16 protein-coding genes and 1 riboswitch are annotated in these 26,787 nt (G+C 74.2%); of the genes, 7 read left to right on the top strand and 9 right to left on the bottom strand.

Annotated elements, in window-relative coordinates:
* Window positions 1-96: 96 nt before the first annotated feature.
* Together AACH10_RS17140 and recD are read right to left on the bottom strand one after the other, a co-directional pair.
* Window positions 97-4,182 (bottom strand): ATP-binding protein, encoded by a 4,086-nt coding sequence (locus AACH10_RS17140; protein ID WP_341411672.1) that lies wholly within the window; start codon window positions 4,180-4,182, stop codon window positions 97-99.
* Window positions 4,183-4,324: 142 nt separating this feature from the next.
* Complete coding sequence (gene recD, locus AACH10_RS17135; RefSeq protein ID WP_341411671.1) at window positions 4,325-6,610, bottom strand: exodeoxyribonuclease V subunit alpha; 2,286 nt, start codon at window positions 6,608-6,610, stop codon at window positions 4,325-4,327.
* A 190-nt stretch (window positions 6,611-6,800) separates the two neighbouring features.
* On the opposite strand from recD, the gene AACH10_RS17130 reads away from it, so the two are divergent.
* Window positions 6,801-9,470, top strand: a complete 2,670-nt coding sequence (locus AACH10_RS17130; protein WP_341411670.1) for an FG-GAP-like repeat-containing protein — start codon at window positions 6,801-6,803, stop codon at window positions 9,468-9,470.
* 43 nt (window positions 9,471-9,513) lie between these two features.
* Here AACH10_RS17130 and recB read toward each other — a convergent pair whose 3' ends face one another.
* The 5 genes from recB to AACH10_RS17105 all read right to left on the bottom strand — a co-directional run bounded on the left by recB (window position 9,514) and on the right by AACH10_RS17105 (window position 21,327).
* Window positions 9,514-13,296 (bottom strand): exodeoxyribonuclease V subunit beta, encoded by a 3,783-nt coding sequence (gene recB / locus AACH10_RS17125; protein WP_341411669.1) that lies wholly within the window; start codon window positions 13,294-13,296, stop codon window positions 9,514-9,516.
* A gap of 79 nt (window positions 13,297-13,375) precedes the next feature.
* Window positions 13,376-17,011 carry an exodeoxyribonuclease V subunit gamma gene (gene recC / locus AACH10_RS17120; RefSeq protein ID WP_341411668.1) on the bottom strand — a complete coding sequence of 1,212 codons (3,636 nt, stop codon included), beginning with the start codon at window positions 17,009-17,011 and terminating at the stop codon, window positions 13,376-13,378.
* Between the two features lie 18 nt (window positions 17,012-17,029).
* Window positions 17,030-17,482 carry a GNAT family N-acetyltransferase gene (locus AACH10_RS17115; protein WP_341411667.1) on the bottom strand — a complete coding sequence of 151 codons (453 nt, stop codon included), beginning with the start codon at window positions 17,480-17,482 and terminating at the stop codon, window positions 17,030-17,032.
* 29 nt (window positions 17,483-17,511) lie between these two features.
* Window positions 17,512-20,184 carry an AAA family ATPase gene (locus AACH10_RS17110; RefSeq protein ID WP_341411666.1) on the bottom strand — a complete coding sequence of 891 codons (2,673 nt, stop codon included), beginning with the start codon at window positions 20,182-20,184 and terminating at the stop codon, window positions 17,512-17,514.
* 3 nt (window positions 20,185-20,187) lie between these two features.
* Window positions 20,188-21,327 carry a metallophosphoesterase family protein gene (locus tag AACH10_RS17105; protein ID WP_341411665.1) on the bottom strand — a complete coding sequence of 380 codons (1,140 nt, stop codon included), beginning with the start codon at window positions 21,325-21,327 and terminating at the stop codon, window positions 20,188-20,190.
* Window positions 21,328-21,493: 166 nt separating this feature from the next.
* Between AACH10_RS17105 and AACH10_RS17100 the strand changes: the two genes are divergently transcribed.
* Window positions 21,494-21,715: a type II toxin-antitoxin system VapB family antitoxin gene (locus AACH10_RS17100; RefSeq protein ID WP_341411664.1), complete on the top strand. Its 222-nt coding sequence runs from the start codon at window positions 21,494-21,496 to the stop codon at window positions 21,713-21,715.
* Window positions 21,712-22,095 (top strand): type II toxin-antitoxin system VapC family toxin, encoded by a 384-nt coding sequence (locus AACH10_RS17095; RefSeq protein WP_341411663.1) that lies wholly within the window; start codon window positions 21,712-21,714, stop codon window positions 22,093-22,095. The genes AACH10_RS17100 and AACH10_RS17095 overlap by 4 nt, the downstream gene beginning before the upstream one ends.
* Here AACH10_RS17095 and AACH10_RS17090 read toward each other — a convergent pair whose 3' ends face one another.
* Entirely contained in the window at window positions 22,096-23,358 is a 1,263-nt protein-coding gene (locus AACH10_RS17090) for a serine hydrolase domain-containing protein (protein ID WP_341411662.1), read from the bottom strand. It abuts the gene before it with no gap.
* 63 nt (window positions 23,359-23,421) lie between these two features.
* On the bottom strand, window positions 23,422-24,084 hold the full coding sequence (locus tag AACH10_RS17085; protein WP_341411661.1) for a PEP-CTERM sorting domain-containing protein: 663 nt from the start codon (window positions 24,082-24,084) through the stop codon (window positions 23,422-23,424).
* Between the two features lie 162 nt (window positions 24,085-24,246).
* Window positions 24,247-24,355: riboswitch (SAM-I-IV-variant riboswitch) on the top strand.
* A 31-nt stretch (window positions 24,356-24,386) separates the two neighbouring features.
* On the opposite strand from AACH10_RS17085, the gene AACH10_RS17080 reads away from it, so the two are divergent.
* The 4 genes from AACH10_RS17080 to AACH10_RS17065 all read left to right on the top strand — a co-directional run bounded on the left by AACH10_RS17080 (window position 24,387) and on the right by AACH10_RS17065 (window position 26,673).
* Window positions 24,387-24,821 carry a DUF3293 domain-containing protein gene (locus tag AACH10_RS17080; RefSeq protein ID WP_341411660.1) on the top strand — a complete coding sequence of 145 codons (435 nt, stop codon included), beginning with the start codon at window positions 24,387-24,389 and terminating at the stop codon, window positions 24,819-24,821.
* A 123-nt stretch (window positions 24,822-24,944) separates the two neighbouring features.
* A complete protein-coding gene (locus AACH10_RS17075) occupies window positions 24,945-25,175 on the top strand; it encodes a hypothetical protein (RefSeq protein ID WP_341411659.1) in 231 nt (76 codons plus the stop codon).
* A complete protein-coding gene (locus AACH10_RS17070; RefSeq protein ID WP_341411658.1) occupies window positions 25,175-25,981 on the top strand; it encodes an N-formylglutamate amidohydrolase in 807 nt (268 codons plus the stop codon). Before AACH10_RS17075 ends, AACH10_RS17070 begins: the two co-directional genes overlap by 1 nt.
* Before the next feature lie 53 nt (window positions 25,982-26,034).
* On the top strand, window positions 26,035-26,673 hold the full coding sequence (locus tag AACH10_RS17065) for an MBL fold metallo-hydrolase (RefSeq protein ID WP_341411657.1): 639 nt from the start codon (window positions 26,035-26,037) through the stop codon (window positions 26,671-26,673).
* Window positions 26,674-26,787: the final 114 nt, after the last annotated feature.

The raw sequence follows: 26,787 nt of genomic DNA, 5'->3' as shown, positions 1-26,787 counted from the left end.
CGCAGCCGGGATGGTGCCGCCTGCCCGGCGGGGCGGCGGATGCCGTGTCGGGCAGCGTCCATCGCATTGCGGATGGGCCCCGGGCGCGCCCGGCGCTCAGGCCCAGCGGGCCAGCAGCGCGCGCGCGTGGCGCACGTCGCGCGTGGTCAGGCCCTCGCGCAGCGCGCCCAGCGCCGGCTGCAGCAGCGCACGGGCCTCGGCCTCGCGGCCCTGGGCGGCGTGGCGCTGCCCCAGGGCCATGGCCGCGCGCAGGGCCAGCGCGTCCAGCCCGCGGGCCTGGGCCTCGGCCAGCGCCTGCTGCAGCCAGCGCTCGCCCTCGGCCTGCGCGGCGGCATCGCCGGGCGCGGCGCGGGCCAGCAGCTGCAGGCCGATGGCGCGCGCCAGCTCGGGCGCCCAGTAGCGCTCGCCGCTGCGCTCCACCAGCGCCCAGGCCTCGCGCAGCAGGGCCAGGGCCTCGTCGTCGCGGCCGGCCTGGGCCAGGCCTTCGGCACGCAGGCTCAGGTAGAAGGCGCGCGTCACCACGGCGCCGGTGGCGGCCCACATGGCGTCGCCCTGGCGCATCTCCTCGATGCCGGCCTCCACGTCGCCCGGCTCGGCGCGCTCGGCCACCAGGCGTCCGTGCACCACGCGGGCATGGGCCAGCCAGACCGAGAAGCCGCCGGATTCGCAGATCTCGATGGCGCGGCGCGCGGCCGCCAGGCCCGGGCCGATCTCGCCGCGGAACCAGTGCGCCACGGCCAGGAAGCCATAGGCCTCGCCCATGCTGAAGCGGTGGTTCAGGCCTTCGGACAGGTCCACCACGGCGCGCGCGCGGGCCAGGGCCTCGTCGGCGCGGCCCAGCTCCCACAGGCCCCAGGACGAGTAGCACAGGCACATCACGCCGGGGTCCTGCACGGCCATGGCGCGGTGGCCCAGCTGGCGGTAGCTGGCCAGGCAGGCGTCCATCATGGCCACGGCGCGGCGCAGGTCGCCCTGGTGGAACACGATGTTGGCGATGGCCCACTGCGACTGGATGCGCGCCAGCCGGTCGTCCACCGCCGGCTGCGGCGGGCCCAGATCGTCCTCGACCTGGCGGGCGATGGCCATGGCCTGCGGGAAGTCGCCGCGCATGAAGTGCCAGCCTTCCAGGCCCAGGCGCACCTTGCCCAGCGCGGCCACGTCGCCGGTGGCTTCGCACAGTGCCAGCGCGCGGCCGTACACGGCCTCCACGGCCGGTGCGCCGTAGCCGGCGGTGGCGATCAGGCGGCCGGCCAGCAGCATCTGCAGGCGCAGCTCGATGCGGTCGCGGGCGCCACCTTCGGGCTGGCGCGCCAGCAGCACCAGCGCGTGGCGCAGGTGGGCGATGGCCTCGTCGTGCGCCGAGCGCGCCGCGGCATGGCGCGCCGCGCGCTCCCAGCCGCCCAGCGCCTGGTCGGTCAGGCCGGCCAGCTCCTGGTGGTGGGCCATCAGCTCGGGCTGGGCCGTCACCAGGTGGGCGAACTGCGTGGCCAGCACCGCGGCGATGGCGCCATGCAGGCGGCGGCGGTCACGCTCCAGCAGGCTCTGGTGGGCCGCGTCGCGCACCAGCGCGTGCTTGAAGGTGTACTCGCGCTGCGCGCCCTCGCCCTGCACGCTGACCAGGCCGGCCTGCGCCAGCACGGCCAGCTCCTGCGCCAGATCCGGCAAGCGGATCGGCGAATCGGCATGCGCGTTCACGGCCTCGGCCAGCGCCAGCGAGAAGCTGCGGCCGATGGCGCTGCCCAGCTGCGCGGCGCGGCGGGCCGAGGGCAGCTGGTCCAGGCGCGCGGTGAGCAGGCCCTCCAGCGTGGCCGGCACGGCCTCGCGCAGGGTGTGCGCGATGTCCATGCCCGGCGGCACCGGCGGCGCCCCCGGGGCCGGCGCCACGCCCACGGTGAGGCCCTTGACCAGGGCCGCGGCCATGCGCGCCGATTCCTCGATGAACAGCGGCACGCCGTCGGCGCGCGTGGCCAGCCAGCGCTCGGCCTCGGCATCCAGCAAAGCCGCGCCGCAGGCATCGCGCATCAGCTCGAAGGCCAGCGCCGGCGGCAGGCCGGCCAGCGGCAGGCGCGGCAGCTCGGGACCGAAGGCGGCGGCGTCCTCGGCCTCGCCCGCGTCGGCCGCGCCACCGGTGCGGCGCGTCAGCAGCAGCAGCAGCGGCATGCCGGCGCGGCCGTCCAGCAGGCTGGCCATCAGCTCGCGCGTGGACGGGTCGATCCAGTGGATGTCCTCGACGATCAGCGCCAGTGGTCGGTGGCCCGCCCCCAGTCGCAGCCACTGCACCAGCAGGGCCAGCGTGCGCTGGCGGCGCAGCGCGGCATCGGCCGGCACCGGCGGCAGGCCGTCGGCCGGCAGCGACAGCAGGTCGGCGGCCAGCGCCACCGCGTCGTCGCCGCCCAGCGTGGCCGGCCCGCTGCGGCGCAGGCGCTCCAGCGCGGCGGCGGGGCTGTCGACGCTGGCCAGGTTCAGCTGCCGGCGCAGCAGCTCGATCACCGGCTGCAGCGCGCTGCCGGTGTGCTCGGGCGCGCAGCGGCATTCCAGCACCAGCGCGCCACGCTCGCTGAGCTGGCGGCGGAACTCGCGCACCAGGCGCGACTTGCCGATGCCGGCCTCGCCGGTCAGCAGCACGGCCTGCGGCCGGCCGGCCGAGGCGGCCTGCCAGTGCTGGTGCAGGCGCGCCAGCTCCTCCTCGCGGCCGACGAAGCGGGTGAGCTGGCTGCGCGTGTCGAAGCGCTCGGTGCCCTGGGCCTCGCGCTCGCGCAGCAGGCGCCACACGGCGCCGCCGCCCTGCTGCTCGAAGCCCTTGAGCCGCGCGTCGGCATCCACCAGCGTGAACTCGAAGCGCTCGGCCACCAGGGCCTGCGTGGCCTCGGCCACCAGCACCGTGCCGGGCGCGGCCAGGGCCTGCAGGCGCGCCGCATGGTGGATGGCGCTGCCCACCGGCTGGCCGTCCTTGACCACCACGCGGCCGGTGGAGATGCCGATGCGCAGCTGCCAGGCCAGATCGGCCATGGCCTGGGCCAGCGCCAGGCCCGCACGCAGGGCCTGGGCCGGGGCGTCCTCGCGCGCCACCGGATAGCCGAAGTAGCACATGAAGCCGTCGTCGCCCTGCGGGTCGTCGGCCATGCCGCCATGCTGGCGCACGATGGCCGCCACACGGGCGTGGTACTGGGCCAGGCGCTCGGCATAGGCCTCGTCGCCCAGCACGCCCATCTGGCGCGTGCTGTCGACCAGGTCGCACTTGAGCATGGTGCACTGGCGCACGTCGTCGTCGGGCGGCTGCGGCGCCTCGGGCAGGCAGGGCGCGTGGCTGCCGTCGCCGTGGAACCAGGCGGCCGCGGCGCTGGCCAGCGCCGGCGTGCCGGCGGCCACGCGGCGCAGGCGGCGTGCGGCTTCGCCGAAGGGCGCGCCCTCGGCCAGCGCAGCCCAGAACGGCGCCAGCGCGGCATCGGCCTGGGCCGGCGCCACCGGCACGCACAGCGCGCTGAAGCCGGCGCGGCAGGCCGCGGCCACCCACGGCACCCAGGCATCGGCACCGTGCGGCCCCGGTGCCACCGTGGCCAGCAGCAGGCGCGGCGCGGCCGGCCGGGCGGCCAGCGCCGCCAGCCACGCGGGCAGGGCTCCGGCGGGCGGCAGGGCGTCGGCCCACCACAGCACCTCGGCGTCCACGGCCTCGGGCGGCGGCAGCGCAGCATCGGCGGCCGGTGGCAGGCACTGCAGCGGCAAGGCGGCGGGCAGCGGGCGCGCGGTGGCGTCGGCCGGCGCGCCCACAGCGCCCACCCGCAGCACCGGCACGCGCGCGGCGGGCGGGCGGTGCTGTGGCGGCGTGCCGCTGCCGGCCGTGCCCACCAGCTGCCGCACGACGGTGAAGCGCTGGTCCAGCGGCTGGCCGGCCAGCAGCGCATGCTCCCACGGCAGGGCGGCCAGGCCCTCGGCCAGCTGCAGCTGCAGCAGCGCGGGCGGCTGGCGCGCCAGCCAGTGCTGCACCGGCAAGGGCAGCCAGGCATGGCTGAAGCGCGCGCCGCGCTCGGCGGCGTCGTCCAACGTGGCAGCGGTGCGGGCCCAGGCCGCCAACGCGCCACCCAGGCCGGCATCGGGCAGGGCCAGGCGCTCGAACACGCCGAAGCTGCGTCCGTCACTGGCCAGAAAGCCCAGCGCCTGCGGCTCCTGCACGATGGCGAGCATGACGGTGGACGGGGCAGACACGGAACTTCAGCCTGGGCAACAAATGAAGACGCGCGCGCACTGTGCCACACCCACCCGGCCCCCGGCTGGCACCCTGGAGACGGCTCTCTAGAGGGTGAATCAGCGGTGGATCAAGTGTCGCTCAGCCCAGCAGCCCGCTGACCCGCTCCACCCGGCGCTGCACCGCGGCGCCCAGCACATCACCGGGCCCGGCCGGCGCCGCGGGCACCAGCGTGAACCACTGCCGCGCCCGCGTGATGCCGGTGTAGACCAGCTCGCGCGTGAGCACCGGGCTCAGCCGCGCCGGCAGCACCAGCGCGGCATGGGCGAACTCGCTGCCCTGGCTCTTGTGCACCGTCATCGCGAACACGGTCTCCACCGCGCGCAGCCGGCTGGGCAGCACCCAGCGGATGCCGCCCGAGCCATCGCCGGCCGGGAAGGCCACGCGCAGCACCGGCCGGCCGCTGGCGGCATCGGGCCGCGCCAGCGTGACGCCCACATCGCCGTTCATCAGGCCCAGGCCGTAGTCGTTGCGCGTCACCAGCACCGGGCGGCCGGCGTACCACTCGCCTCCGCCCTCTTGACCCGCCAGGGCCGGGGTGACGGGCGGCAGCAGGCCCTCGGCGCGCAGCAGGGCCACGATGCGGGCATTGAGCCCGGCCACGCCCTGCGGCCCGCTGCGCAGCGCGCACAGCAGCTGGAAGCCGCCGTGCGCGGCCAGCACCGCGCGCGCCCAGTCGTCATGCGCCTGCGGTGGCGCATCCGCTGGCGGCTGGCCCTCGCGCATGACCTGCAGGAAGCGGGCATAACCGGCCATCGGCGCGCCCGCCTCGGGCAGGCCGAAGGCGCGCGGCGCGCCGTGCACCACCAGCGCGCGGAAGGCCGCCTCGTCGCCCGCGCGCAGGCAGGCCAGATCGGCCGGGCGCTCGGCCAGCACCGCGCGCACGGCCGGGGCATCGCCCGCGTTCACCGCGGTGGCCAGGCGGCCGATGCCGCTATCGGCGCTGAAGCGGTGGCTGTGGCGCAGCTTGGCCACGGCCTGGTCCAGCGGCTGGCCGTGGGCATCGATCAGCGCGACTTCGATGGCCTGGCCGGTGGCTGCCTGCAGCCAGGCCGCCGTCTCGGGCAGGTAGTGGCCGTCGTCGGCGCGGCGGCACAGGTCGCCCAGCACGGCGCCGGCCTCCACCGAGGCCAGCTGGTCCTTGTCGCCCAGCAGCACCAGGCGCGCATGGGCCGGCAGCGCGGCCAGCACGGCGGCCATCATCTCCAGGTCCAGCATCGAGGCCTCGTCGATCACCAGCACGTCCAGCGGCAGCGGGTGGCGGGCATCGTGGCGGAAGTGCCGCGTGTCGGGCCGGCTGCCCAGCAGGCGGTGCACGGTGGTCACGGCGGTGGGGATGGCCGCGCGCAGCGCGCCGGCATCGGCCGGTCCGCCATCGCCCGGCAGCGGCCCCAGCCCGGCCAGGTTCAGCCCGCCCACGGCCTTGGAGATGGACTCGTTGAGCCGCGCCGCCGCCTTGCCGGTGGGCGCGGCCAGGCGGATGCGCAGCGGGCGCGGCGCCGCGCCACTGGCCGGCGGCGCGGTCAGCGCCAGGTGCTGCAGCACGGCCAGCAGGCGCACCACGGTGGTCGTCTTGCCGGTACCGGGGCCGCCGGTGACGATGGCGAAGCCCTGGCGCGCCGCCAGCGCGCAGGCCAGGCGCTGCCAGTCGGGCGTGACAGCCGGTGCGGCCGGTGCGGCCGGTGCGGCCGGTGCGGGCGGCGCGCCGGCAGCGGGCGTGAACACCACCTCGATGGCGCGGCGCAGCTCGGCCAGGCGCGCGGGCGCGGCCGCCTCGGTGGGCGCGGCCAGGCGCTGCGCAATGGCGGCGCGCACGTCCTGCTCGTGCTGCCAGTAGCGGCGCAGGTACAGCCGCGTGCCCTCGCGCACCAGCGGCGTGCCGCCGGCGCCGGTGCCCACCAGCAGCGGCTGGTCCAGCGCGGCCAGCCAGCGCGGCAGGTCCACGCCGGCCAGCAGCTGGGCCGGCGAGGGCGCGCGCGCCGGTGCGTCATCCCCGTCGAGCCCGTCGTCACCGGCCGGGGGCACGCGCGGCGCCGGCTCGTCGGGCGGCAGCGCCAGGGCCCCGGCGGCATCGGCCAGCGTGGCGGCCAGGTCCAGGCAGGCATGGCCGCGGCCGAGCTGGTGACTGGCCAGCGCGGCGGCCAGAATCAGCAGCCGGTCGGCATCCGGCGCCAGCTGCGCCAGGAAGCCGGCGAACACGCGGTCGAGCGCGCGCAGCCAGCCTTCGGCCACCCAGGCGTCCAGCGTGGCCAGCAGGTCGGCATGGCGCGTTGGCGGTGGGGCCAGCACGCGGGCGCGCGACCGCGCCCCGGCCGCGTCGCCACCGTGGGCCTCGGTGATGGCGGCGAAGGCGTCGACTTCAGGCATGGCGGTACGGCGGCCGGGCCACCGGGAGCGGAAACGTGCGCATGCCCTGGATCATGCCTTCAGGGGAGGTGGCCGCCGCGGCCGCGCGGCCTGCGCACACAATGCGCGGCGCGGCGGGTGGAGGACACAGGCGCGGCCCCGGGGAGTGGGCCTGACCTGACCCGCCTTGGGGAGCAGGATGTTGCAGTGGATGGAGCGCGCCACCGGCGGCGCGCGGATGGGGGCCTGGCGGCTGGGACGGCTGGCAATGGCGCAGCTGGGACTGACGCGACTGGCACTGGGTGGTCTGGTGCTGGCCCTGGCCGGCTGTGGCGGCGGCGGTGGGGGTGGCGGCGCGGCCGGCACGCCCGGCAGCACGGTCGAGGGCGCGGTGGCCGGTGCCGACTACCACCCGCTGAACCTGGGCGACCGCTGGCGCTATGTCGACGGCGCCCAGGCGCCGACCTGGGTGGAGGTGACCGGCAGCGAGTCCACGGGCTCGGGCCCGGCGATGCTGATGCAAACCGAGATGCCGCCCGACCGCTACACGCAGCGCATCGTCAAGACGGCCAGCGGCGTGGTGCTGGTGCCGGGGGCCGATGAGGACCCGGTGCTGCAGGCCCTGGGCCCGCTGCAGCTGCTGCGCCTGCCGCTGGTGGCCGGCGACGACTGGGTGCTGGCCGAGCGCGCGCTGGACGGCCGCTTCGACGTCGACCTGGACGGCATTCCCGATGCGATGACCGTGCGCATGCAGGCCACGGTGCTGGGCTTCGAGACGGTGGTGACGCCGGCCGGCACCTTCAGCCGCTGCGCCCATGTGCGCACCGTGCTCACCCGCACGGCCCAGCTCAGCAGCACGCGGCGCAGCGTGACCACCACGCTGACCTCGGACGACTGGTACGCGCCCGATGTGGGCCTGGTGCGCAACCGCCTGGTCGACAGCAGCGACCCGCCCGGCACCAGCTACGAGATGTCGCTGACCCACTACCGCGTGGCCGGCCGCAGCAACGACGGCACGGCGCCCACGGTGGCCTCGGTCACGCCGCTGGCCGAGGGCCAGGCCTACGGCGGCTTTCCGGAGGTGCGCATGGTGTTCTCGGAGGCCATGGACACGCGCAGCGGCGGCACGGCGCAGATCACGCTCACCCACGAGAGCGGCCAGGTGATGTCCGGCACCACGGTGTGGCTGGACGATCGCACGCTGGGGCTGATGCAGGGCATGGCCCTGCCCAGCGGCCGCTACACGGCGCGGCTGACCGGACGCGCCACCGACCAGGCCGGCAATGCGCTGGCGGATGCCCCGGGCTGGCGCTTCACGCTCGACGCCAGCGGCCCCGCGGCCACGCTGGTGCAGCCGCTGGCCGGCGCCACCGAGGTGGCGCTGGACACGCGCATCGTGATCGAGCTCGACGAGGTGCCCGACCCGCTGACCGTGACCCCCAGCACCGTGCGCCTGATCGACCAGCGGGCCAGCAGCGACGTGCCGGCCACGCTCAGCCTGAGCGACCGCACCGTCACGCTGACCCCCAGCGCCCCGCTGCGCATGGGCGGCCGCTACATGGTCTCGGTCAGCGGCATCGCCGACCGCCATGGCAACACGGCCTACGGCAGCAGCTGGACCTTCGGCACCGACCCCGGCCGCTTCGCCGCGCCGCAGGCCCTGTTCACCAACGCCGGCATCACGGCCGCCGCCATCGGCGACGTGGACGGTGACGGCCGCGCCGACGCGCTGGTGGCCGTGGGCTTCGGCTGGGGTGCGGCAGACGAGTTCACGCTGCAGTTGCGGCGCAGCCTGGGCGGCGGCAACTTCGCGCCGGCCCAGACGGTGGCCACCATCGCCGCCTATGGCGCCGAGATCGGCTCGCTGCAGATGGCCGACCTGGACCGCAACGGACGCCTGGCCGTGGTGGCGGCGGCCTCGGGCCGCGGCCTGCAGATCTTCCGGCGGCAGGCCGATGGCACGCTGGCCAGCAGCCAGGTGATCGACACCCCGCACAGCGCCGTGGTGCGGGTGATGGACATGGACGGCGACGGCCGCCCCGACCTGGTGAGCGCGCCGTTCTACGGCGATGCGGTGTCGGTGTGGCTGCAGCAGGCCGACGGCCGCTTCGGCACGGCCACCGTGGTGCCGGTGACGGTGGGCAGCTTCGGCGACATCGACGTGGGCGACCTCGACGGCGACGGCCAGCCCGACATCGCGGTGGTCAACGGCAATTCGCCCGATGCGCCGGTGTCCATCGTCACGCGCACCGCCGGCGGCGGCTATGCCGCCCCGCGCGTGCCGGCCCTGCCCAATGCCTATGCGGTGGCAGGCGTGGCCATCGGCGACGTCAATGGCGATGGCCGGGCCGACCTGGTGCTGGCGCAAAGCGGCAGCAGCCTGGTCACGGTGCTGGCCCAGCAGGCCGACGGCACGCTGCGCGCCAGCGCCCAGGTGAGCGGCATCGGCAACACGCAACGCGTGCGCGTGGTCGATCTGGACGGCGACGGCCAGGGCCGGCTGGACGTGCTGTCCTGGTCCTGGGGCGGCTACCCGATCGCGCTGAACCGCCAGCGCCGCGACGGCACGCTGGGCGCGGTGGAAAGCTGGCCGGTGGACGACTACGGCAACTGGCGCCCCGACCTGGCCGCCGTGGGCGACCTGGATGGCGACGGCCGGCCCGACCTGCTCTACGCCGGCCAGTGGCTGCGCCAGCGCGCCGTGGCCTGGACCGAGGCCACCGCCACGCCCCAGGCCGCCCCGCGGCGTGCGGCGGCCGCCACCGCCGCCGCCGCATCTGCCCGCCTCGGCGCACAGGCGCCGGCCGCGCGCGCGGGCAGCCCGCTGTGGCGGGCGCTGATCCGCCCCGTGCCGGCTGCCGGATCGGTGGCCGGGCGCTGAGCGCGCTGAGGACCGTCGCGCGGCCGGGCACGCGGCCCGACGCTCAGTCCGGTACTCCGTCGGACGCGCCGTCGAACAGCGCGTCCATCGCCTCGATCAGTTCGCGCGGCGGCCGATCCAGGTGCAGGCCCTGGCCCGGCGCCGCGTGGCCGCGCAGGAACAGGTAGACCGCGCCGCCGATGTGCTGCTCGTAGTCGTAGCCCGGCAGGCGGCACTTGAGCAGGCGGTGCAGGGCCAGCAGGTACAGCGCGTACTGCAGCTCGTAGCGGTGGTGCAGCACGGCGCTGCGCAGCGCCTCGGGCGTGTAGTCGGCATCGCGCGGGCCCAGCCAGTTGCTCTTGTGGTCGGCCACGTACCAGCGGCCCTGGTGCTCGAACACCCAGTCGATGAAGCCCTTGAGCATGCCGTTGAGCTGCTGCGCGGCCAGCGGCGGGCGCGGCGCGCCGCCCAGCGTGTGGCGCGTGACCAGGGCATCGAGCGCGGCGGTGTCCACGCGCTGCGCGGCGAACCAGAACTCCAGCTCCACCTGCATCTGCGTGGGCGCCAGGTCGGCCGGGGCCAGCGGCGTGGCGCCGGGCACCAGCGCATCCAGTTGCAGCGGTGTGGTGAGCCAGCCGCTCAGCCAGCGCGTCAGCGGCTCGGCCCAGCCGCGCCAGGGGCCGCTGGCGCAGCGCCGGGCCAGCGCCTCGGCACAGGCCGCCGGCTGCTGCGCGGCGTGGGCGAAGCCCTGGGCGCCGGCCCATTCCAGCACACCGTGCAGAAAGCTGCCGGCCTCGGCGCCGCGCGGGAAGGCGTGCAGCGTGCCCTGCGAGGCCGCGGCCACGGGCAGGCGTGCAGCCGGGCCGCGCTCGCCATCGGCCGCCTCGCCGCCGGCCGTCAGCACCTGCTCGGCCAGGGCCTCGGCAAAGGTTTCTTCTGCGGCGCTGGCCGGCGTGGGGCTGGCGGCGGAGGCGGCCTGTGCAGCGGCATCGGCGGTGGCGCCCTCCACCGTCACCGGCGCGGCGCGCAGCGCGGTGTAGCTGGCGATCCACCAGCGCTCGCGTGGCGTGGGCGGCGCGGGCTGCGGCGCCCAGTCCAGCGCGCCCTGTGTGCCGCGGTGGCGGGTGTCGTCGGCCGGCGGCAGCGGCTGCACGGCGACGGCGGCGCAGCCCTGGGCCAGGGCCTGCAGCGCCGGGCCCAGCGCCTCGGGTGGCAGCGCCTCGCCACCGGCCAGCAGGGTGCCGAAGGCGCTGCGCTGCAGGTCCTTCAACGGCGCCATGCCCACCCAGGTGGCGTGGCGCGCGCGGGTGAGCGCGACATAGAGCTTGCGCAGGTCTTCGCCCAGGCGTTCCTGGTCGGCGCGGGCCAGGCCGTCGGCATCGGCGCGCAGGGCCACCACGGGCTGGCCGGCGTCGTCGTGCCATTGGAGCGGCGTGTCGTCGCGCTTGATCGCGCGGAAGGCGCAGGCAAACGGCAGGAACACCAGCGGGTACTCCAGGCCCTTGCTCTTGTGCACCGTGACCACCTTGACCAGCGCGGCATCGCTTTCCAGCCGCAGCTTGCGCGCGTCGCTATCGCCGGTGGCGGCGGCGCGCTGCTCGGCCAGGTGGCGCATCAGCGCATGCTCGCCGTCCAGCCGCGCAGCCGCGTGTTGCAGCAGCTCGGCCAGGTGCAGCAGGTCGGTCAACAGCCGCTCACCTTGTCCGTCAGGCGCGGCCAGCAGGCGCTGCGGCACGGCGAAGTCATGCAGCAGGTGGCGCAGCATCGGCAGCACGCCCTGGCGCCGCCACATCGTGCGGTAGCCGCGGAACTGCAGCACGCGCGCCTCCCAGGCCAGCTCGTCATGGTTCAGGCGGTCGAGTTCGGCCCAGGCCAGGCCCAGCGTGGCGCTGCCGAGTGCGGCGCGCAGCGTGCGGTCGTCGTCCGGCTCGGCGCAGGCGGCCAGCCAGCGCTGCAGGTCGGCGGCCACGGCGCTGTCGAACACCGAGCCCTTGTCCGACAGGTATACGCTGCGCACGCCGCACTGGCGCAGGGCGCCCTGCACCGCCGCGGCCTCGCGGCCGTTGTTGACCAGCACGGCGATGTCGCCCGGCTGCACCGGGTGCAGCGCATCGTCCTCGGCAAAACCGGCGCGGCCGGACTGGCCCTCGGCCAGCAGGCGCACGATCTCGCTGGCGGCGGCCTCCGACGCCAGCGCCACATAGTCTTTGCCGCTGAGGGCCGCGCCGCCCTGGCCTGGCGGCACCTGCCACAGCACCAGCGCGGGTGCCTCGGCGCCACCGCGCCACCAGCGCTCGCCCCGGCCGCGCGCGCCAACCGGCTGGAAGGGCAGCGGGTTGTCGGCCCCCTGGCGGAAGCCGAAGGCGCCGGCACCGGGCCGGTCCTCGGCCTGCTGGAACACGCGGTTCACCGCCGCCACCATGGCCTGGCTGCTGCGGAAGTTGGTGCCCAGCGTGGCATGGCGGTCGCCGGTGTCGCGGCGCGCGGCCAGGTAGGTGTGGATGTCGGCTCCGCGGAAGGCGTAGATGGCCTGCTTGGGGTCGCCGATCAGCACCAGCGCGGTGGACGCCTCGTTGCCGGCCACGCGGTAGATCGCATCGACGATGCGGTACTGCACCGGATCGGTGTCCTGGAACTCGTCGATCAGCGCCACCGGAAACTGCGTGCGGATGCGCTGCGCCAGGCGTGCGCCGTTGGGGCCTTGCAGTGCGGCGTCCAGCCGGGTGAGCAGTTCGTCAAAACCCATCAGCGCGCGCTGGGCCTGCTCGCTGTGCAGGCGCTGCGCGGTCCAGGCGGCGGCGTGGCGCAACACGTCCTCACGGCCGGTGGGCATGGCGTCCAGCAGGCCGCGCAGTGCGGGCAGGGCGTGCAGGGCCGGGTGATCGGGCGCATTGCCCACCTTCCAGGCCTCGGACAGACCTTCGGGGGTCAGGCGCGTCCAAGCGGTGCTGGTGTTGTCGAGCGCCGGGCGCAGCGCCTCGCTGCCGGCCCAGGTGGCCAGGGCTTCGAGCCAGGGCATGTAGAAGCGCGCCTGCAGCTTGCGGCCATCCACCTGCTTGGCGGCCACGGCGGCATCGAGCAGCGCGCGCAACTCGGCCACCCAGGCGGGCCACGGCGCCTTCAGCTCGGCCAGGGCCTGCTGCTGGGCGGCGCGGGCCTGGCCCAGGGCCTGGGCCGGTGGCTCGCCGGGGCCCAGCGCGGCGCTGGCGGCCAGCAGCGGCTGCACCTCGGCGCGCAGCGCATCGGGCGTGGGCCACCAGGCCTGCACCTGGGCCGCATCTTCGGCCGGCAGCGGCGTGAAGAAGCTGCGCCAGTAGTCGCGCAGCGCTTCGGCCAGCAGCTCGCGCTGGTCGGTCTCCAGCGTCTGCGTGAACAGGCTGCCGCTGTCGAAGGCGTGCTCGCGCAGCATGCGGTAGCACCAGCCGTGGATGGTGGACACCGCTGCCTCGTCCATCCACTCGGCCGCCAGGCGCAGCGTGCGCGCGCAGGCCGGCCATTGCTCGGGCGGGTAGCTGGCGCGCAGATCGTGCAGCAGGTCGCGGCCCGGGGGCTGATCGGGCACCGTGGCGGGGTCAGCCAGGAAGGCCACCGCGGCTTCGGCCAGCCGGGCGCGGATGCGGTCGCGCAGCTCCTGCGTGGCGGCCTCGGTGAAGGTGACCACCAGGATCTCGGGCGGCACCAGCGGCCGTGTGAAGCCGCAGCCCTCCGGCCCGGCGCCGCCGTGGCCCAGCACCAGGCGCAGGTACAGCGCGGCGATCGTGAAGGTCTTGCCGGTGCCGGCGCTGGCCTCGATCAGCCGGCTGCCACGCAGCGGGAAGCTCAGCGGCTGCAGGATGGGCGTGCTCACTGGACTACCCTCCGGTCACTTCGTGACCACCTCCCCGAGGGAGGAACGCGCTTCCTTCGGAGCGGCCGTGCGGAAGCGCTCATGCCGCCGCTCCCGTGGTGGCGCGCTGGCCCTTGCCGGGCTTGTCGTCGGCGCGCTGCAGCGCAGCGTCCAGCGGCGCCAGCAGGGCCTGCGCCCATTGCGCGAATGCACCCTCGGCCCACAGCGCGTGGAAGTTCGCGAAGGCGCGCGCCAGGTAGGCATTGCCCTCGCGCTCGCCGGGCCGGCCGCTGCCGGTGTCGCCGTCGTCGAAGCAGGCGCGGGCAGCTTCCCAGGCCGCCTCGCTGTCCGGACCTTCTTCAGCACCACCCTTGTCCAGCCACTCGAAGCCGCTGCGCACGGCCAGCGGCAGCGGCGCCTGCAGGCCTTGTTGCCAGGCCGCCAGCAGCGCGGCCCAGGCGGCCTGCGCGTCGGCGTCGTTCAAGGGCCTCAGCGTGGCGGTGCCGGCCTTGCTGACCACCACGGTGGTGATCGGCTCGCCGGCCAGGTGCGCGGCCAGGTGCGCCACCCAGGGCGCCACCAGGCGGTCGCGGCGGTAGCGCTTGTTGGCGATCAGGCTGCCGCTGTCGAGCAGCAGGCGTACGCGCAGGCCATCGTCGTTGGCGCGCAGCCGGTCCAGCCAGTCCACCAGGCGCAGCGGCTCGGGCTGGCCCGGCGGCAAGTGATCGAGCAGGGCATCGGGCAGCGCATGCGGCCACAGCGCCAGCTGCTCGGTGTAGCGGGCAAACAGGTCGGCCATCGGCGCGGCCAGCTGCTGTTGCACCAGCTCGGCGAAGTGGCCGGCCGGCAGCGCGCCGCGGCGGGCCATGCGCGCCAGCTGGGCCCGCATCGCCTCCTCACGGCTTTCACCGGCATCGAGTGCGGCCTTCTGCGCCTGGATCAGCTCGTCCTGCAGCTGCCAGTTCTCCAGCGCGTCGACGGCGAAGGGTTCCTGGTCGGCGCCCACCGGGTCGTCGGCCTCGAAGAACACGCCCAGGCGCTGGCGCAGGAAGGCGCGCGCCGGGTTGGCCAGCAGGTCGGCGAGCAGGCGCAGCGTCAGCGGGCCGTCGAAGGGCCAGGGTTCAAGCGCTGCGCTTTTGGTGTCGTCTGATTGCGGCAGCGCCGGCTGCATCACACCGCGCAGGCCGTCGCGCCACTCATGCGCGTGGCTGAACAGCCGGGCATCGCCGCCCCGCGTGAAGTAGGCCGGGTCGAAGGGCTGCAGCCGGTGCTCGACGGTCAGCGCGTCCAGCAAGGCTTGGCCGGCATCCTCGTCGTCCGGTGCATCGGCCAGGCGCCAGCCGGCAGCCAGGTGATCCCGCAGCTGGGCCACCAGCACCGAGGGCGCGCGTTCCGACTGGTCGTGGATGCTGCGGCCCACCCAGCTGATGTGCAGGCGCTCGCGCGCCGACAGCAGGGCTTCGAGGAAGAGGTAGCGGTCGTCCTCGCGGCGCGAGCGGTCGCCGGGGCGCCAGTCACCGCCCGTGCCCGTCTGGTTCATCAGGTCGAAATCCATCGGCACGCGGCTGCGCGGGTAGTCGCCATCGTTCATGCCCAGCAGCGCGACGATGCGGAACGGGATCGCCCGCATCGGCATCAGCGTGGCGAAGGTGACCGAGCCGGCAAAGAAGGGCTGGCTCAGGCCGCCAGCGTCCAGCGCGGCCAGCCAGTGCTCGCGCACCACGGCCAGCGGCAGGGGCTCGACCAGGCCGGCGCTGGCACAGGCCGCCAGCCAGTCCTGCAGCGTGGTCTGCAGGCGCAGCAGGGTCAGGCCATCGGTCTGGCGGGTGGCGCCATCGGCCGCGCCGGCTTCCGTGTCAAAGCAGTCCGCCAGCAGCGTGGAAAGTCGCGCACCCCAGGCGCTGGGTGGCGCCGGCTCGGCCAGGGCCTGCCAGTGGCGCTCCAGCGCGGCCAGCAGGCTGACCAGCGGGCCCAGCAGCGCGGCGTCCAGCCCGCCGATCTCGTCCAGCGGCTCGATGCCCTGCCAGGCCTCGGCGGCACCGCTGGCATAGCCCAGCAGCATGCGCTGCAGGCCGCTGTCCCAGCTGTTGTGCGGCTGGTCGGGCGGCAGGCCCAGGGCCGCCCGCTGCGCCGCATGCAGGCCCCAGCGGATGTGGGCGCCGTGCAGCCAGCGGCGCAGCAGCGGCAGCTGCTCGTCGGCGATGGCAAAGCGCCGGCGCAGCGCCGGCACCTCCAGCAGATCCAGCACATCGCTGACGGCGATGCGCGACTGGGGCAGGTGCAGCAGCTTTTCCAGTGCCCCCAGCAGCGGGTCGTGCCCGCGCTGGCCCTGGTCGGCCAGCGAGAACGGGATGTGGCGCTTGTCGTCCGCCCGCAGCAGGCCGAACACCGCCTGCACATGCGGCGCGTAGGCGGCGATGTCGGGCACCATCACGATCACGTCGCGCGGCTGCAGCGTGGGATCGGCGGCAAAGGCGGCCAGCAGTTGGTCATGCAGCACCTCCACCTCGCGCTGCGGGCCGTGGGTGAGGTGGAAGGCGATCGAGCGATCCACCTTGGCATCCACCGCCGGCCAGCGCGCGCGGGTCTCGGCCAGCGGGCGCAGGTCGCGGATGTCGTCCTGCAGCTGGGCCAGCAGCGTGTGGCCGGGCGTGGCGTCGAACAGGTCGATGCGCTGGCCCAGGGCCTGCAGGCGCTGGGCATGGTCGCCATCGGCGGCACTGCCCTCGTCGAACTCGTCGAGCAGGCGGATGAAATCACGCCCCTGCTTGCCCCAGGCGGCCAGCAGCGGCTGGGCATGCAGGTGCAGGGCCTCGTCGGCGATGGCGCCCTCGCTGCCGGGGCGCCGGCGCTGGCGGTGGCGCTCGGCGCGCAGCAGGTCTTTGTCGGCCACGATGTGCGACCAGTCGTGCTCGCAGGGGTTGTGCACGCACATCAGCACCTGCGTGAAGCGCGCCAGCGCGGCCAGCACCTGCAGCGCCTGCTGCGGCAGCGACGAGATGCCGAACACCACCAGGCGCTGCGGCAGGCCGGCCGGGCGCGGGCCATTCCATTCGGCCATGCGCTGCAGGAACTGCTGGTGCACGGCCGCGCGGCTGGTGGCCGCCGCGGCCTCGCCGGTGGGGTCGGTGGCGGCCACATCGGCCAGCAGCGCGCGCCACAGCCGCGGCTGCCAGCGCAGATCGTCCGGCACCGGCTGCAGGCCATGGCGGCTGGTGGCGATGCGGTCTTCACCGGCCGCCCAGTCGGCCAGCCAGTCGGCCCGGTAGACCTGGTACTGGTCCAGCAGGTCGGCCAGGCGCTCGGCCAGCTGGTGGCGCTTGCGCAGATCGGCGTCGTCGGCCAGAAAGCGCTGCAGCGGCGCGAACACGTCCTCGACCAGCAGCGCCGGCAGCAGGCGCATCAGCCGCCACAGCAGCAGCGGCTTGTCGAAGGGCGAGACCGGCGGCACGGCCGCCTCGCCCAGCACCGCACGGTACACGTCCCACTGGAAGCGCGAGGGCAGCAGCATCTTCACCGCCGCGGCAATGCCCAGCCCGCCCGTGCCGTCGGCACGGCGTGGCTGCGCCATCGCCAACTTCAGCCACTGCGCCACGCCATTGCTCTGCACCAGCACCGTCTCTTGCGCCAGCGGCGGCAGCGGGTGAGCGGCCAGCCATTGCAGCATCAGCGCGCGCAGCGCCTCGGGGTGGTTGCCATGCACCACCAGGAAGCCGGGTTGGAGGGTGTCGGTCATGGGCGCGGTACTGCGGGTTCAGGCCGCCACGCTGCGCGTGTAGGCCGCATACACGGTGTCGCGCTGCCAGCCCAGCGACTCGTACAGGCGCTGCGCGGTGTGGTTGGTGTGCGCGGTGGTCAGGTCCAACCGCACCTTGCCTTGTGCGCGGGCCAGGTCTTCGGCCGCCAGCAGCAGCTGGCGGCCGGCACCGCTGCGGCGCTGGGCCGGCCACACGAACAGGTCGGACAGGCAGTAGATCGGCTGTGCGCTGATCGAGCAGAACAGCGGGTACAGCTGGCAAAAGCCCAGCAGCTCGCCAGACTCGGCCTCGGCCACCAGGATCTGCGCATCGCCGCGCGCCAGCCGCTGGGCGATGAAGCGCGTGGCCGTGTCCAGATCCGCCGGCTGCGCATAGAACTGGCGGTAGGCGTCGAACAGTGCGCCCAGGGCGGGCAGGTCGTCGGCTCGGGCGGGGCGGATGGTGGGCACGGCGGGGTTCCGGTGGGCAGGGGGCCAGGTCACAGCATGCGCAGCGCCACGCCCATGTCGCGCCATTGTTCGGGATGGCAGGTGAACAGCAGCAGCTGGTGGCGCTGGGCGGCGTCGAACAGCACGCGCTTCATCGCCGCCAGGCGTTGCGCGTCGCTGTGTACCAGCGCGTCGTCGAGGATCAGCAGCGTGGGCCGGCCGGCCTGCTGCAACAGGTCGGCATAGGCGAAGCGGCTGATCAGGCGCAGCTGCTCTTTGGCGCCGAAGCTCAGGTCATCGAGCGCGGCGCGCTCGGCGCTGCCATCGGCTGCGGTGCGCGTCACGGCCTCGGGGGCCAGCTGATCGTCCATCTGCACCGCGGCGCCGGGCAGCAGCAGCGGCAGGTAGTGCTGCAGGCGCTGCTGCAGCGGCGCCTGCAGGCGTTGCAGCGTGGCCTGGCGCTTGGCCTCGAGCCGGGTGCACAGCAGGTCCAGTGCGGCGGCGCGGCGTTGCAGTTCGGCGGCGCGGCGCTGACTGTGGGCCAACGCACCGGCCAGGGTGTCGCGCTGTTCTTCCAGGCCTTGCGCGCCGGCCTGCTGCAGCGTGCCTTCCAGCACCAGCAGTTGCTCGCGGCGCTGCTGGTGGGCCTGCAGCAGCTGCTCGATGCTGCGCGACAGGCGCGCGATGTCCTGCGCCACGATGTCGGGCCGGGCATCGGCCAGCGCCGTCTGCGCCTGGGCGATGCGCGCGGCCAGGGCCTCGTGCTCGGCCTGGGTGGCCAGCAGCTGGTCTTGCGCCTGCGCGTGGCGGGCGGCGCGGGCGGGGTCGGCCAGCGCGGCCTGGGCGCTGGCGTGCTCGCGCTGGGCGGCCTCGTGTGCGCTGGCGGCGGCGGCCTGGCGGCGCTGGGCAGTGGCCAGGGCTTCGGCAGCGGCCTGTTCGCTGCGCGTGGCAGCGTCGTGGGAGGCTTCGGCTTCGTCGAGCAGAAGTGCAGCGGCATCCGCAGCGGGCGGCAGGCGGTCGAGCGCGGCCTGGGCGCTGGCGATGCGTGCGGTGGCCTCGGTGGCCGCCGCCTGCATCGGCGCCAGGCCTTGCGGTGCCAGGATGGCCAGCTCGCGCTCGGCCAGCTGGATGGAGGCCTGGCGCTGGGCGTACGCAGCCTGGCGCGCCTCGGCCTCGGCCAGGTCGGCCAGGCCCTGGGCTTGCAGCGCCGTGGCCAGCGCGGCGGTGGCCTCGTCGTGCTGGCGCGCCAACGCGGCCAGGTCCTGCCCGCCGGGCGTGATGGTCAGCATGCCGCCGCCGGGCAGGGCCAGCGTGGCCGGGCTGTCGAGCAGGCGTTCGCCTTGCTGCTGCAGGGCCTGCTCGGCGCCGCGGCCATCGCGCAATGTGAGCGACTGCCCGGCGGGCAGATCGAACTGCAGCCGCGTGGCCACGGCCTGGCGGCGCAGTGCGGCGTCGCGCGCGGCGCGGTCGAGCTTCTGCAGCGCCTGCAGCTGTGCGGGGCTGATCGCCGGCTGCGCGGCGGCGTGGGCGCGCAGCGTGGCCAGGTGCTGATGCGCGGCCTCGGCGCGCTGCAGCGCATCAGCCTGGCGCTGGGCTTCTGCCTGGGCGGTTTGCAGCTGCTGGGCCAGGGCCTGGCGTTGCGCTGCCTCGCGCGCGGCGCGCCAGGCCTGTCGGGCGGATTGGGCGCGGGCCTGGGCGGCTTGCGCGGCCTGGCTGGCCGCGGCCACGGCGGCATCGGCCGCCTGCTGCTGCTGGGCGACCTGGGCCAGGGCCTGGGCGCGCTGGGTGGCCTGGTCTTGCTGGCGCTTCAACGCATCGAGCTCGCCGGCCAGCAGCTGGCGGGTTTGCGCCAGCTGGGCGGCGCGGGCCTGGTCGGCGGCCAACTGCTGCTGCTGGCCGGCCAGCGCCTGCTGGCGTGCCTGGGCCTCGGCCAGCGCAGCGCGCAGCGCCACCCAGGGCTGCGCAGCCTCGTCGGCCTGGTGCTGGGCGCGCAGGCTGGCCAGCTGATCCACCTGTTGGCGATAGGCGGCCACTTGCGCTTCCAGCGCTTGCAGCTGGGCCTGCTGCTCCTCGGCACTGGCCAGCGCATCGGCCAGTGCGCCACGTGGCTTGCCGGTGCCGGTGAGCAGCTCGGCGCGCTGGGTGCGCAGCTGTTCCAGCAATTCGTCGCCACCGCTGGCAGCCAGGCTGCCCGCGGCCGTCTGCGCGGCATCGGCCTGGCCTTGCAGCGCATCGTGCAGGTGCTCTCGCGCGTGGCTCACATCCAGCGCCTGGCCGCTGCCCTGCTCCACCCACAGCAGGCCGGGGATGCCCCAGTGCTCTTCCTTGCTGCGGCCCTTCAGTGCATAGGCATAGCCGAAGCACTGGGCCAGGAAGTCCTCGGCCTCGGCGCCGTCCAGCGTGCGCTGCGTGCCGATCTGCAGCGTGCAGCGCTTCTTGCCCAGAAAGCTCTTGACCAGGTGGTGCGGCTGGCCGTCGAGGTGGAAATCCAGCGTGATGGTGGGCGTGGCGCTGCTGCCCTCGCCCCAGGGGCGCAGATCGTCCACCGCGGTGGAGCGGTGGCGCTCGAAGAAGGCGGCGCGGATGGCGCGCACCAGCGTGCTCTTGCCGGCCTCGTTGGGCCCGGCCAGGATGTTCAGGCCGGGCTCGAAACCCTCCAGCACCAACGGCTGGCGGAAGCGCTTGAACTGCTCGACCTGCAGGCGGGTGATCTGGAAGGCCATGGCTCAGGCCTCCGTTGCCGCAGCGGCCACCGGCGTGCGCTGCGCCAGCGTGGCGGTCAGCAGCGCCAGCGCGTCGCGGGCGGTGCGGGCGTCGGCGGTGTCGCCATCCTGCTCGGCGCGCAGCTCGGCGATCAGCTCGCCCAGGTAGCCATCGGCCTGCAGCGCGGCGATGTCCTCGTCGGTCGGGTTGAGCTGCAGGTCGGCGTGGTCGCATTGCAGGTCGCGCGCGGCGGCCTCGGCGCGGGCGATGGCCGCCTGCAGCCGGGCGTGGCCGGCCAGGTCGATGCGGCCGGCCAGCGTCAGGCTCACCACGTCGCTGGCGCCCACCGCGGCCAGTTGATCGACCAGCGCGTCCACATCGCTGGCCACCTGCAGCGTGGCACCCAGCGCCTGCCAGCGGTACTGGCCCACGGCCAGCGGCGTGACCTGCGGCTCGGCGCCCAGCGCGGCGATGTCGACCAGCAGCGCCTGGCCGGCGCCGTTGTCCTTGAAGCGGTCGGGCTCGGGCGTGCCGGCGTACCAGGTGCGCGCATCGATGCGCTTGCAGCCGTGCCAGTCACCCAGGGCCAGGTAGTCCAGCCGGGCGCGCTCGGCACGTTCGGGCGCGATCGGGTTGGTGGCGTCGATGCCCTCGGCCAGCAGGCCCTGCACGCTGCCGTGGGCCAGGCCCAGGCGCAGCAGGCCGGCGGGGGTGTCGCAGCCATCGAACCAGGCGGTCAGGTCGCCATGGGTGTGGCGCTGGGTGAGCGGTGCGGGCAGCACGGCAAAGCCGGCTTCGGCGAACAGCCGCGGCTCGGGCGCCAGCAGCAGGTGGGCGTTGGGCGGCACGGCGCCCAGGCGCTGGGCGCGGGTCCACACGCTCTCGGCCAGTGCGGCGTCGTGGTTGCCGGGGATCAGCAGCCACGGCCCGGCATAGCCCGCCAGCGCGTTGAACAGGCGGCGGACGGTGCGGTCGGCCACGGTCTGCGCATCGAACACATCGCCGGCCACCAGCACCGCGCTCACCTGGTGCTGCGTGGCCAGCGCGGCCAGGCGCTCCACCGCAGCCAGCCGCGCATCGGCCAGCAGCGGCGCGTGCTCGGGGTCGAAGGTGCTGAACTGGCGGCCGATCTGCCAGTCGGCGGTGTGCAGGAAGCGGGGCATCGGGTGCGGCTTGGCGGTGAGAGACGACCGCAACAAGGCGGCGCGGCGAAGGCGCAACCATAGCCGCTGACTGGCTCAGCGCCCGAGCCTGCCTGCGGGTGCCGATGCCTTGTGGTCGCATCCAAACTGATGCAATATGGCATCAAATTCGATTCACCAGCCCACCATGCGCACAACCGTGACCCTGGACGACGCGCTGTACGAGCGCGCACTGGAACTGGCCGACCCCGGCACCGACAAGGCCGACCTGTTCCGCGATGCCATGCGCACCTTCGTGCGTGTGCAGGCGGCCAAGCGCCTGGCCGCACTGGGCGGCAGCGCGCCGGCCATGGCCGACATCCCGCGCAACACCGCCACCGAGCCGCCCGCCAAGCCCTACGCCCCATGAGCGGCATCACCGGCGTGCTGGTGGACACTGCCGTGTGGGTGGATCACTTCCGACGCCGCAACGAGGCGCTGGTGGCGCTGCTGGAGCGCGATCTGGTGCTGATGCACCCCCTGGTGCTGGGCGAACTGGCCTGCGGCACGCCGCCCGAGCGCCAGCGCACCTTGGTGGATCTGGCCGACCTGCGCCCCGCGCAGCAGGCCAGCCTGCGCGAGGTGATGGGCTTCATCGACCGCGAGCAGCTCTACGGCCTGGGCTGCGGCCTGATCGACCTCACGTTGCTGGCCTCCAGCCGGCTGACGCCCGGCGCCGCGCTGTGGACGCTGGACCGCCGCCTGGCCACCCTGGCCGCGCGGCTGAACGTGCGCTTTGCGGGCGCTTGATCAGGCCGCGCTGTCCACCACCGCCGCGTTGACCAGCGTGCGCAGCTCGCGCCGGATCGGGTACAGGCTGCTGGGCATGAACTGGGTCATGAAGACCACCGAGAGGTCTTCCACCGGGTCGACCCAGAAGGCCGTGCTGGCGGCGCCGCCCCACCAGTACTCGCCCGGGCTGCCCGCAATGCCGGTGCGGGCCACATCGGTGGTCATGGCAAAGCCCAGGCCGAAGCCGATGCCGTGGTACGTGGCCTCGCTGAACAGGCTGGTGGCGATGTCGGCCAGATCCGCGTTGCCGGGCAGGTGGTTGCTGGTCATCAGCTTCAGCGTCTTGGGGCCCAGCAGGCGCACGCCGTCGAGCTCGCCGCCGCGGCGCAGGCATTCGCAAAAGCGCAGGTAATCCGCTGCGGTACCCACCAGGCCACCGCCGCCCGAGGGGCAGCTGGTGGGCTCCAGGAAGGTGCGGCCCGGTAGCACGCCCAGCTTGCCATCGGCACCCTGGATGTAGCACTGGGCGAAGCGCTGGCGCTTGTCTTCCGGCACGTGGAAGGCGGTGTCCACCATGCCCAGCGGGCCCAGGATGCGCTGCTGCAAGAAGTCGGCGAACGGCAGGCCCGAGATCTTCTCGACCAGGTAGCCCAGCACGTCGGTGCTGACCGAGTAGTTGTAGGCCGTGCCGGGCGAGAACTCCAGCGGGATGCCGGCCAGCGCATCGACGAAGCCCTGCAGGCCGTTGGCCTGCTCGAAGGGCTCGAGCTTGGCCTTGCGGTAGGCCGCATCCACGCTGGTGCGCATGTGGAAGCCGTAGGTCAGGCCCGCGGTGTGGCGCAGCAGGTCGATCATGCGCATCGGCGCGCTGGTGGGTTTCGTCACCCAGCCGCCGCCGCCGCCCGGCACGCCGGCGCCGCCGGCCTGGTACACGCCCAGGCCGCGCCAGGCCGGGATGAAGCGGTGCACCGGGTCGTCCAGTGCCACCAAGCCCTCTTCCACCAGCATCATGAAGGCCACGCTGGTGATCGGCTTGGTCATCGAGTAGATGCGCACGATCGTGTCGTCGGTCATCGCGCGGCCGGTCACGCCATCGGTCGGCAGCACCGCCTGGCCCAGCACGCTGTGGTGCACGATGTGGCCGTGGCGCGCCACCAGCAGTTGCGCATTCGGCAGCTTGCCCGGCCCCACGTAGCGCTGCTGCAGAAAGCGGTCGATGCGAGCCAGGCGCTCGGCGCACAGGCCTTGCGAGGCGGGGCTGGCGGTGGGGATGGCGGGCATGGTCGGTGGATCCTGCATCAGCGCTGGGAGGCAGATGCTGGCGCCAGACCGCACCCGCGTCAGTCAAGCCGGCGACGCCGCTGCGCGCTGGTGGCGGCGCAGCGCCACGCCCAGGCCAGCCAACAACAGCCATGCCGAGGCCGGCTCAGGCACTGGCGTCTGCACGCCAAGCGGCGTGATGTCAATCTCGAAGCGGCCACCGTTGTCACCGTAGAAGCCATCGCTCACACCAAAGCGCAGCCGGTGCGACGTGCCCGACAGCAGGGCGCTGTTGATCACCACCTGGTACCGATGGTCGGAGCGGTAGGCCGGAACATGCGGGGCCGATACGGCCATGCCGGCATCCAGGTCATAGACGATGAACCGGCGGGCGCTGTCATTGGCTCCTGCATCGCCACCCAGTTCCACGCTGCCGCTGCGCGTGACCACCAGTTGGTAGAAGCTGCCGGGCGACTCGACCGGCCCGCCGGTGTAGAGATGAAACGCATCGTTCATGCGCGGGCCCAACGAGAAGCCACTGCCGCGGATGTTCAGCAGCACGTAGCCCTGGTAGTCGTTCAACGTCAATGCGCCGCTGCTGGCAACGAAGTCGGCCACCAGCGTTTCGGCGGGGCCGGCAGTTGCATAGTCGATGCCACCGATCTGGATGGCCCAGGCGGGTGCGAGGCCGGCGCAAAGCGCGGCCACGCAAGCCCATCGGGGCAGGCGGGAGGGTGGGAATTTCATGATGACGCTTCTCCTGACATGCGTGGGGTGACATGCCTGAGCGCAGCGCCGGCAAGCGGCAGGGATCACGCTTCCCCTTGAACGAGTGGGGGTGACGACGATGATCGCGGGGCCGCACTGCGTGCCCGCACGCAGCCCGCCACCGGCCGGTGCTAGACTGCCGCTCAACATTCGGAATTGGGTCGACGCCCATGCCAACCTGCCCGCCCGGGCAAGGTGGATCGCGAAAGCGGATGTGGCTCCTGCAGCAGGGGCAACCAAGCGGGAACTGCGTCGACCCTCCGCCGAACACGGAGGGTTTCTTGTTTCCAGACACGCAGATCGCAGCCGCGCTGATCCAGGCCTACCGCGAGACGCACTACGAGGTGCGGCCGGCGGACACCGCAGCCTTCACGCTGCACATCGACCAGCCCTGCGCCGGGCTGCGCGCCGCGCACCAGCGCCACGGCGTGGCCTGCAGCGCCTTCATCACCGCCTGCAACCCGTACAGCCAGGCGCTGGACGATGCCGCCAATGCCGCACGCCAGGCCGCGCTGCTGGCCAAGTTGGAAGCGCAGGGCAGGCGCACCGACGCGGGCCAGGGCCGCCATCCCGCCAACGGCTGGCCGGCCGAACCCAGCCTGCTGGTCTATGGCCTGGGCCTTGAAGCGGCCCGCGCGCTGGGCCGGCAACTCGAACAAAACGCCATCGTCTGGTGCGGTGCCGACGCCGTGCCGCGCCTGGTCCTGCTGCGCTGAACCTGCTGCGCTGAACCGATCCACCGGGGCTGGCCACCCTGCCACATGGCGAACCGGGCCGGGGGAGTTGATCCGGATTGCCGCCCCCGACGCAACGTCGAAGCGGCTAAAGAGGAGTGAACCATGCGCACCACCGTGCAACACACCGAGGCCTACGAACTGTCCGTCGCCATCGACGCCACCCGCCACGGCCACCACCTGCGCCTTGAAAGTCTGGTGCCCTGCGCCCGCCGGCCCGAACGGCAGCTGCGCTTCGAGGCGCTGCTGTCACGCGATGAGTTGGCCGCGCTGCAGGCGGCCATCGGCCAGGCCTTGCGGGCGGTTGACTCGGCGGCTGCAACGGCGGCGCCTTGATGCCGCTGCGCGCGCCGGCCTGCTGGCCACCGTGGGTGGTGATCCACCTGCCGCACGACGCCGTGACCATCCCGCCGGCCGTGCGCGGGCAGTTCGTGCTCGACGAAGTCGAACTGGCGGCCGAGGTCGGGCGCATGACCGATCACTGCACGCAAGCGCTGTTCGTGCCGCCCGCTGAGGCAGGCGGTGGCGTGTGCGCCGTGCGTGCGGCGGTCAGCCGGCTGGTGGTGGATGTGGAACGCTTTGCCGACGACCACGACGAGCCGATGGCCGCGCGCGGCATGGGTGTGATCTACACCCGCACCGCCGACGGCCAGGCTCTGCGCCGGCCCCTGGCGCCCGCCGAGCGCGAGGCCCTGCTGGCCGAGCACTACCGGCCGCACCACGCGCGGCTGGAGGCCGCGGTGGCCTCGGCCCTCAGCCACCACGGCCGCTGCCTGGTCATCGACGCCCACAGCTTCCCAGCAAAGGCGCTGCCGTACGAGCAGGCGGATGCGGGCACGCCGCGGCCCGACATCTGCATCGGCACCGACGACTTCCACACCCCGCCAGCGCTGGCACACGCCTTCGTGTCGGCCTTCGCCGAGGCCGGCTGGCGCGTGGCCGTGAACCAGCCGTTCGCCGGCGCCCTGGTGCCCGCCAGCCGCTACCACCGCGACATCCGCGTGGCGGCGGTGATGGTGGAAGTCAACCGCGGCCTGTACCTGGACGAAGCCGGCACCACGCCCTTGGCCGGATTCCGGGACGTCGCACGCCGGGTGCAGCGGGCCTGCGCGCGGGGGGCGCTGGACTGGGCCGGCGGCTGACACGGCCGGCGGGCGAGAATCGTGCATCCGTGCCCGCCCAAGAGCCCCACGCCATGCTGCGCTACGAAACCGTCCCGGTAACCCCTTTCGAACAAAATTGTTCGCTGCTTTGGTGCCCTGACACGCTGGAAGCCGCCGTGGTCGATCCCGGTGGCGATCTGGACCGCATCCGTGCCGCCGCGGCGCGGCACGGGGTCACGATCAAGCAGATCCTGCTCACGCACGCCCACATCGACCATGCCGGTGGCACCGGCACGCTGGCGCGCGAGGACGGCCTGCCCATCGTCGGCCCGCACCCGGGCGACCAGTTCTGGATCGACGGCCTGCCGCAGCAGGCGCAGATTTTCGGCTTCAAGCCGGCCGAGCCCTTCACGCCCACACGCTGGCTGGCCGATGGCGACACGGTGCAGGTGGGCCGCGTGACGCTGAACGTGCGCCACTGCCCGGGCCACACGCCGGGCCATGTGGTGTTCCATGACCCGGTGACGCAGCGCGCCTTCGTGGGCGACGTGCTGTTCGCCGGCTCGATCGGCCGCACCGACTTTCCGGGCGGCAGCCACCCCACGCTGATCGACAGCATCACCCAGCGCCTGTGGCCCATGGGCGACGACACGGTGTTCATTCCCGGTCACGGGCCGGAAAGCAGCTTCGGCGACGAGCGCCGGCACAACCCCTTCGTCGCCGGGACCTGACCAGACTGCCGGCCCGCTTCGGCATGCGGGCCAGGTGAATAAGTCACAGATCCGCAGGGCGGCAGTTCACCAAACGGGTGGATCGCCGGCACCTAAGCTTCTTGCCATGGCGTG

The sequence above is a fragment of the Pseudaquabacterium inlustre genome (assembly GCF_038066595.1).
Taxonomy (GTDB): Bacteria; Pseudomonadota; Gammaproteobacteria; order Burkholderiales; family Burkholderiaceae_C; genus Pseudaquabacterium; species Pseudaquabacterium inlustre.
The sequence above is the reverse complement of the archived record's forward strand: the minus strand, read 5'-3'. Positions and strand labels throughout refer to the sequence as shown.

Bases quoted from the DNA above. Each gene is read 5' to 3' on its own strand.
- AACH10_RS17130 (WP_341411670.1), top strand. From the start codon at position 6,801: ATGGAGCGCGCCACCGGCGGCGCGCGGATGGGGGCCTGGCGGCTGGGA.
- recC (WP_341411668.1), bottom strand. From the start codon at position 17,011: ATGACCGACACCCTCCAACCCGGCTTCCTGGTGGTGCATGGCAACCAC.
- AACH10_RS17085 (WP_341411661.1), bottom strand. From the start codon at position 24,084: ATGAAATTCCCACCCTCCCGCCTGCCCCGATGGGCTTGCGTGGCCGCG.
- recD (WP_341411671.1), bottom strand. From the start codon at position 6,610: ATGCCTGAAGTCGACGCCTTCGCCGCCATCACCGAGGCCCACGGTGGC.
- AACH10_RS17090 (WP_341411662.1), bottom strand. From the start codon at position 23,358: ATGCCCGCCATCCCCACCGCCAGCCCCGCCTCGCAAGGCCTGTGCGCC.
- AACH10_RS17070 (WP_341411658.1), top strand. From the start codon at position 25,175: ATGCCGCTGCGCGCGCCGGCCTGCTGGCCACCGTGGGTGGTGATCCAC.
- AACH10_RS17100 (WP_341411664.1), top strand. From the start codon at position 21,494: ATGCGCACAACCGTGACCCTGGACGACGCGCTGTACGAGCGCGCACTG.
- AACH10_RS17075 (WP_341411659.1), top strand. From the start codon at position 24,945: ATGCGCACCACCGTGCAACACACCGAGGCCTACGAACTGTCCGTCGCC.
- AACH10_RS17095 (WP_341411663.1), top strand. From the start codon at position 21,712: ATGAGCGGCATCACCGGCGTGCTGGTGGACACTGCCGTGTGGGTGGAT.
- AACH10_RS17065 (WP_341411657.1), top strand. From the start codon at position 26,035: ATGCTGCGCTACGAAACCGTCCCGGTAACCCCTTTCGAACAAAATTGT.
- AACH10_RS17140 (WP_341411672.1), bottom strand. From the start codon at position 4,182: ATGCTCGCCATCGTGCAGGAGCCGCAGGCGCTGGGCTTTCTGGCCAGT.
- AACH10_RS17110 (WP_341411666.1), bottom strand. From the start codon at position 20,184: ATGGCCTTCCAGATCACCCGCCTGCAGGTCGAGCAGTTCAAGCGCTTC.
- AACH10_RS17105 (WP_341411665.1), bottom strand. From the start codon at position 21,327: ATGCCCCGCTTCCTGCACACCGCCGACTGGCAGATCGGCCGCCAGTTC.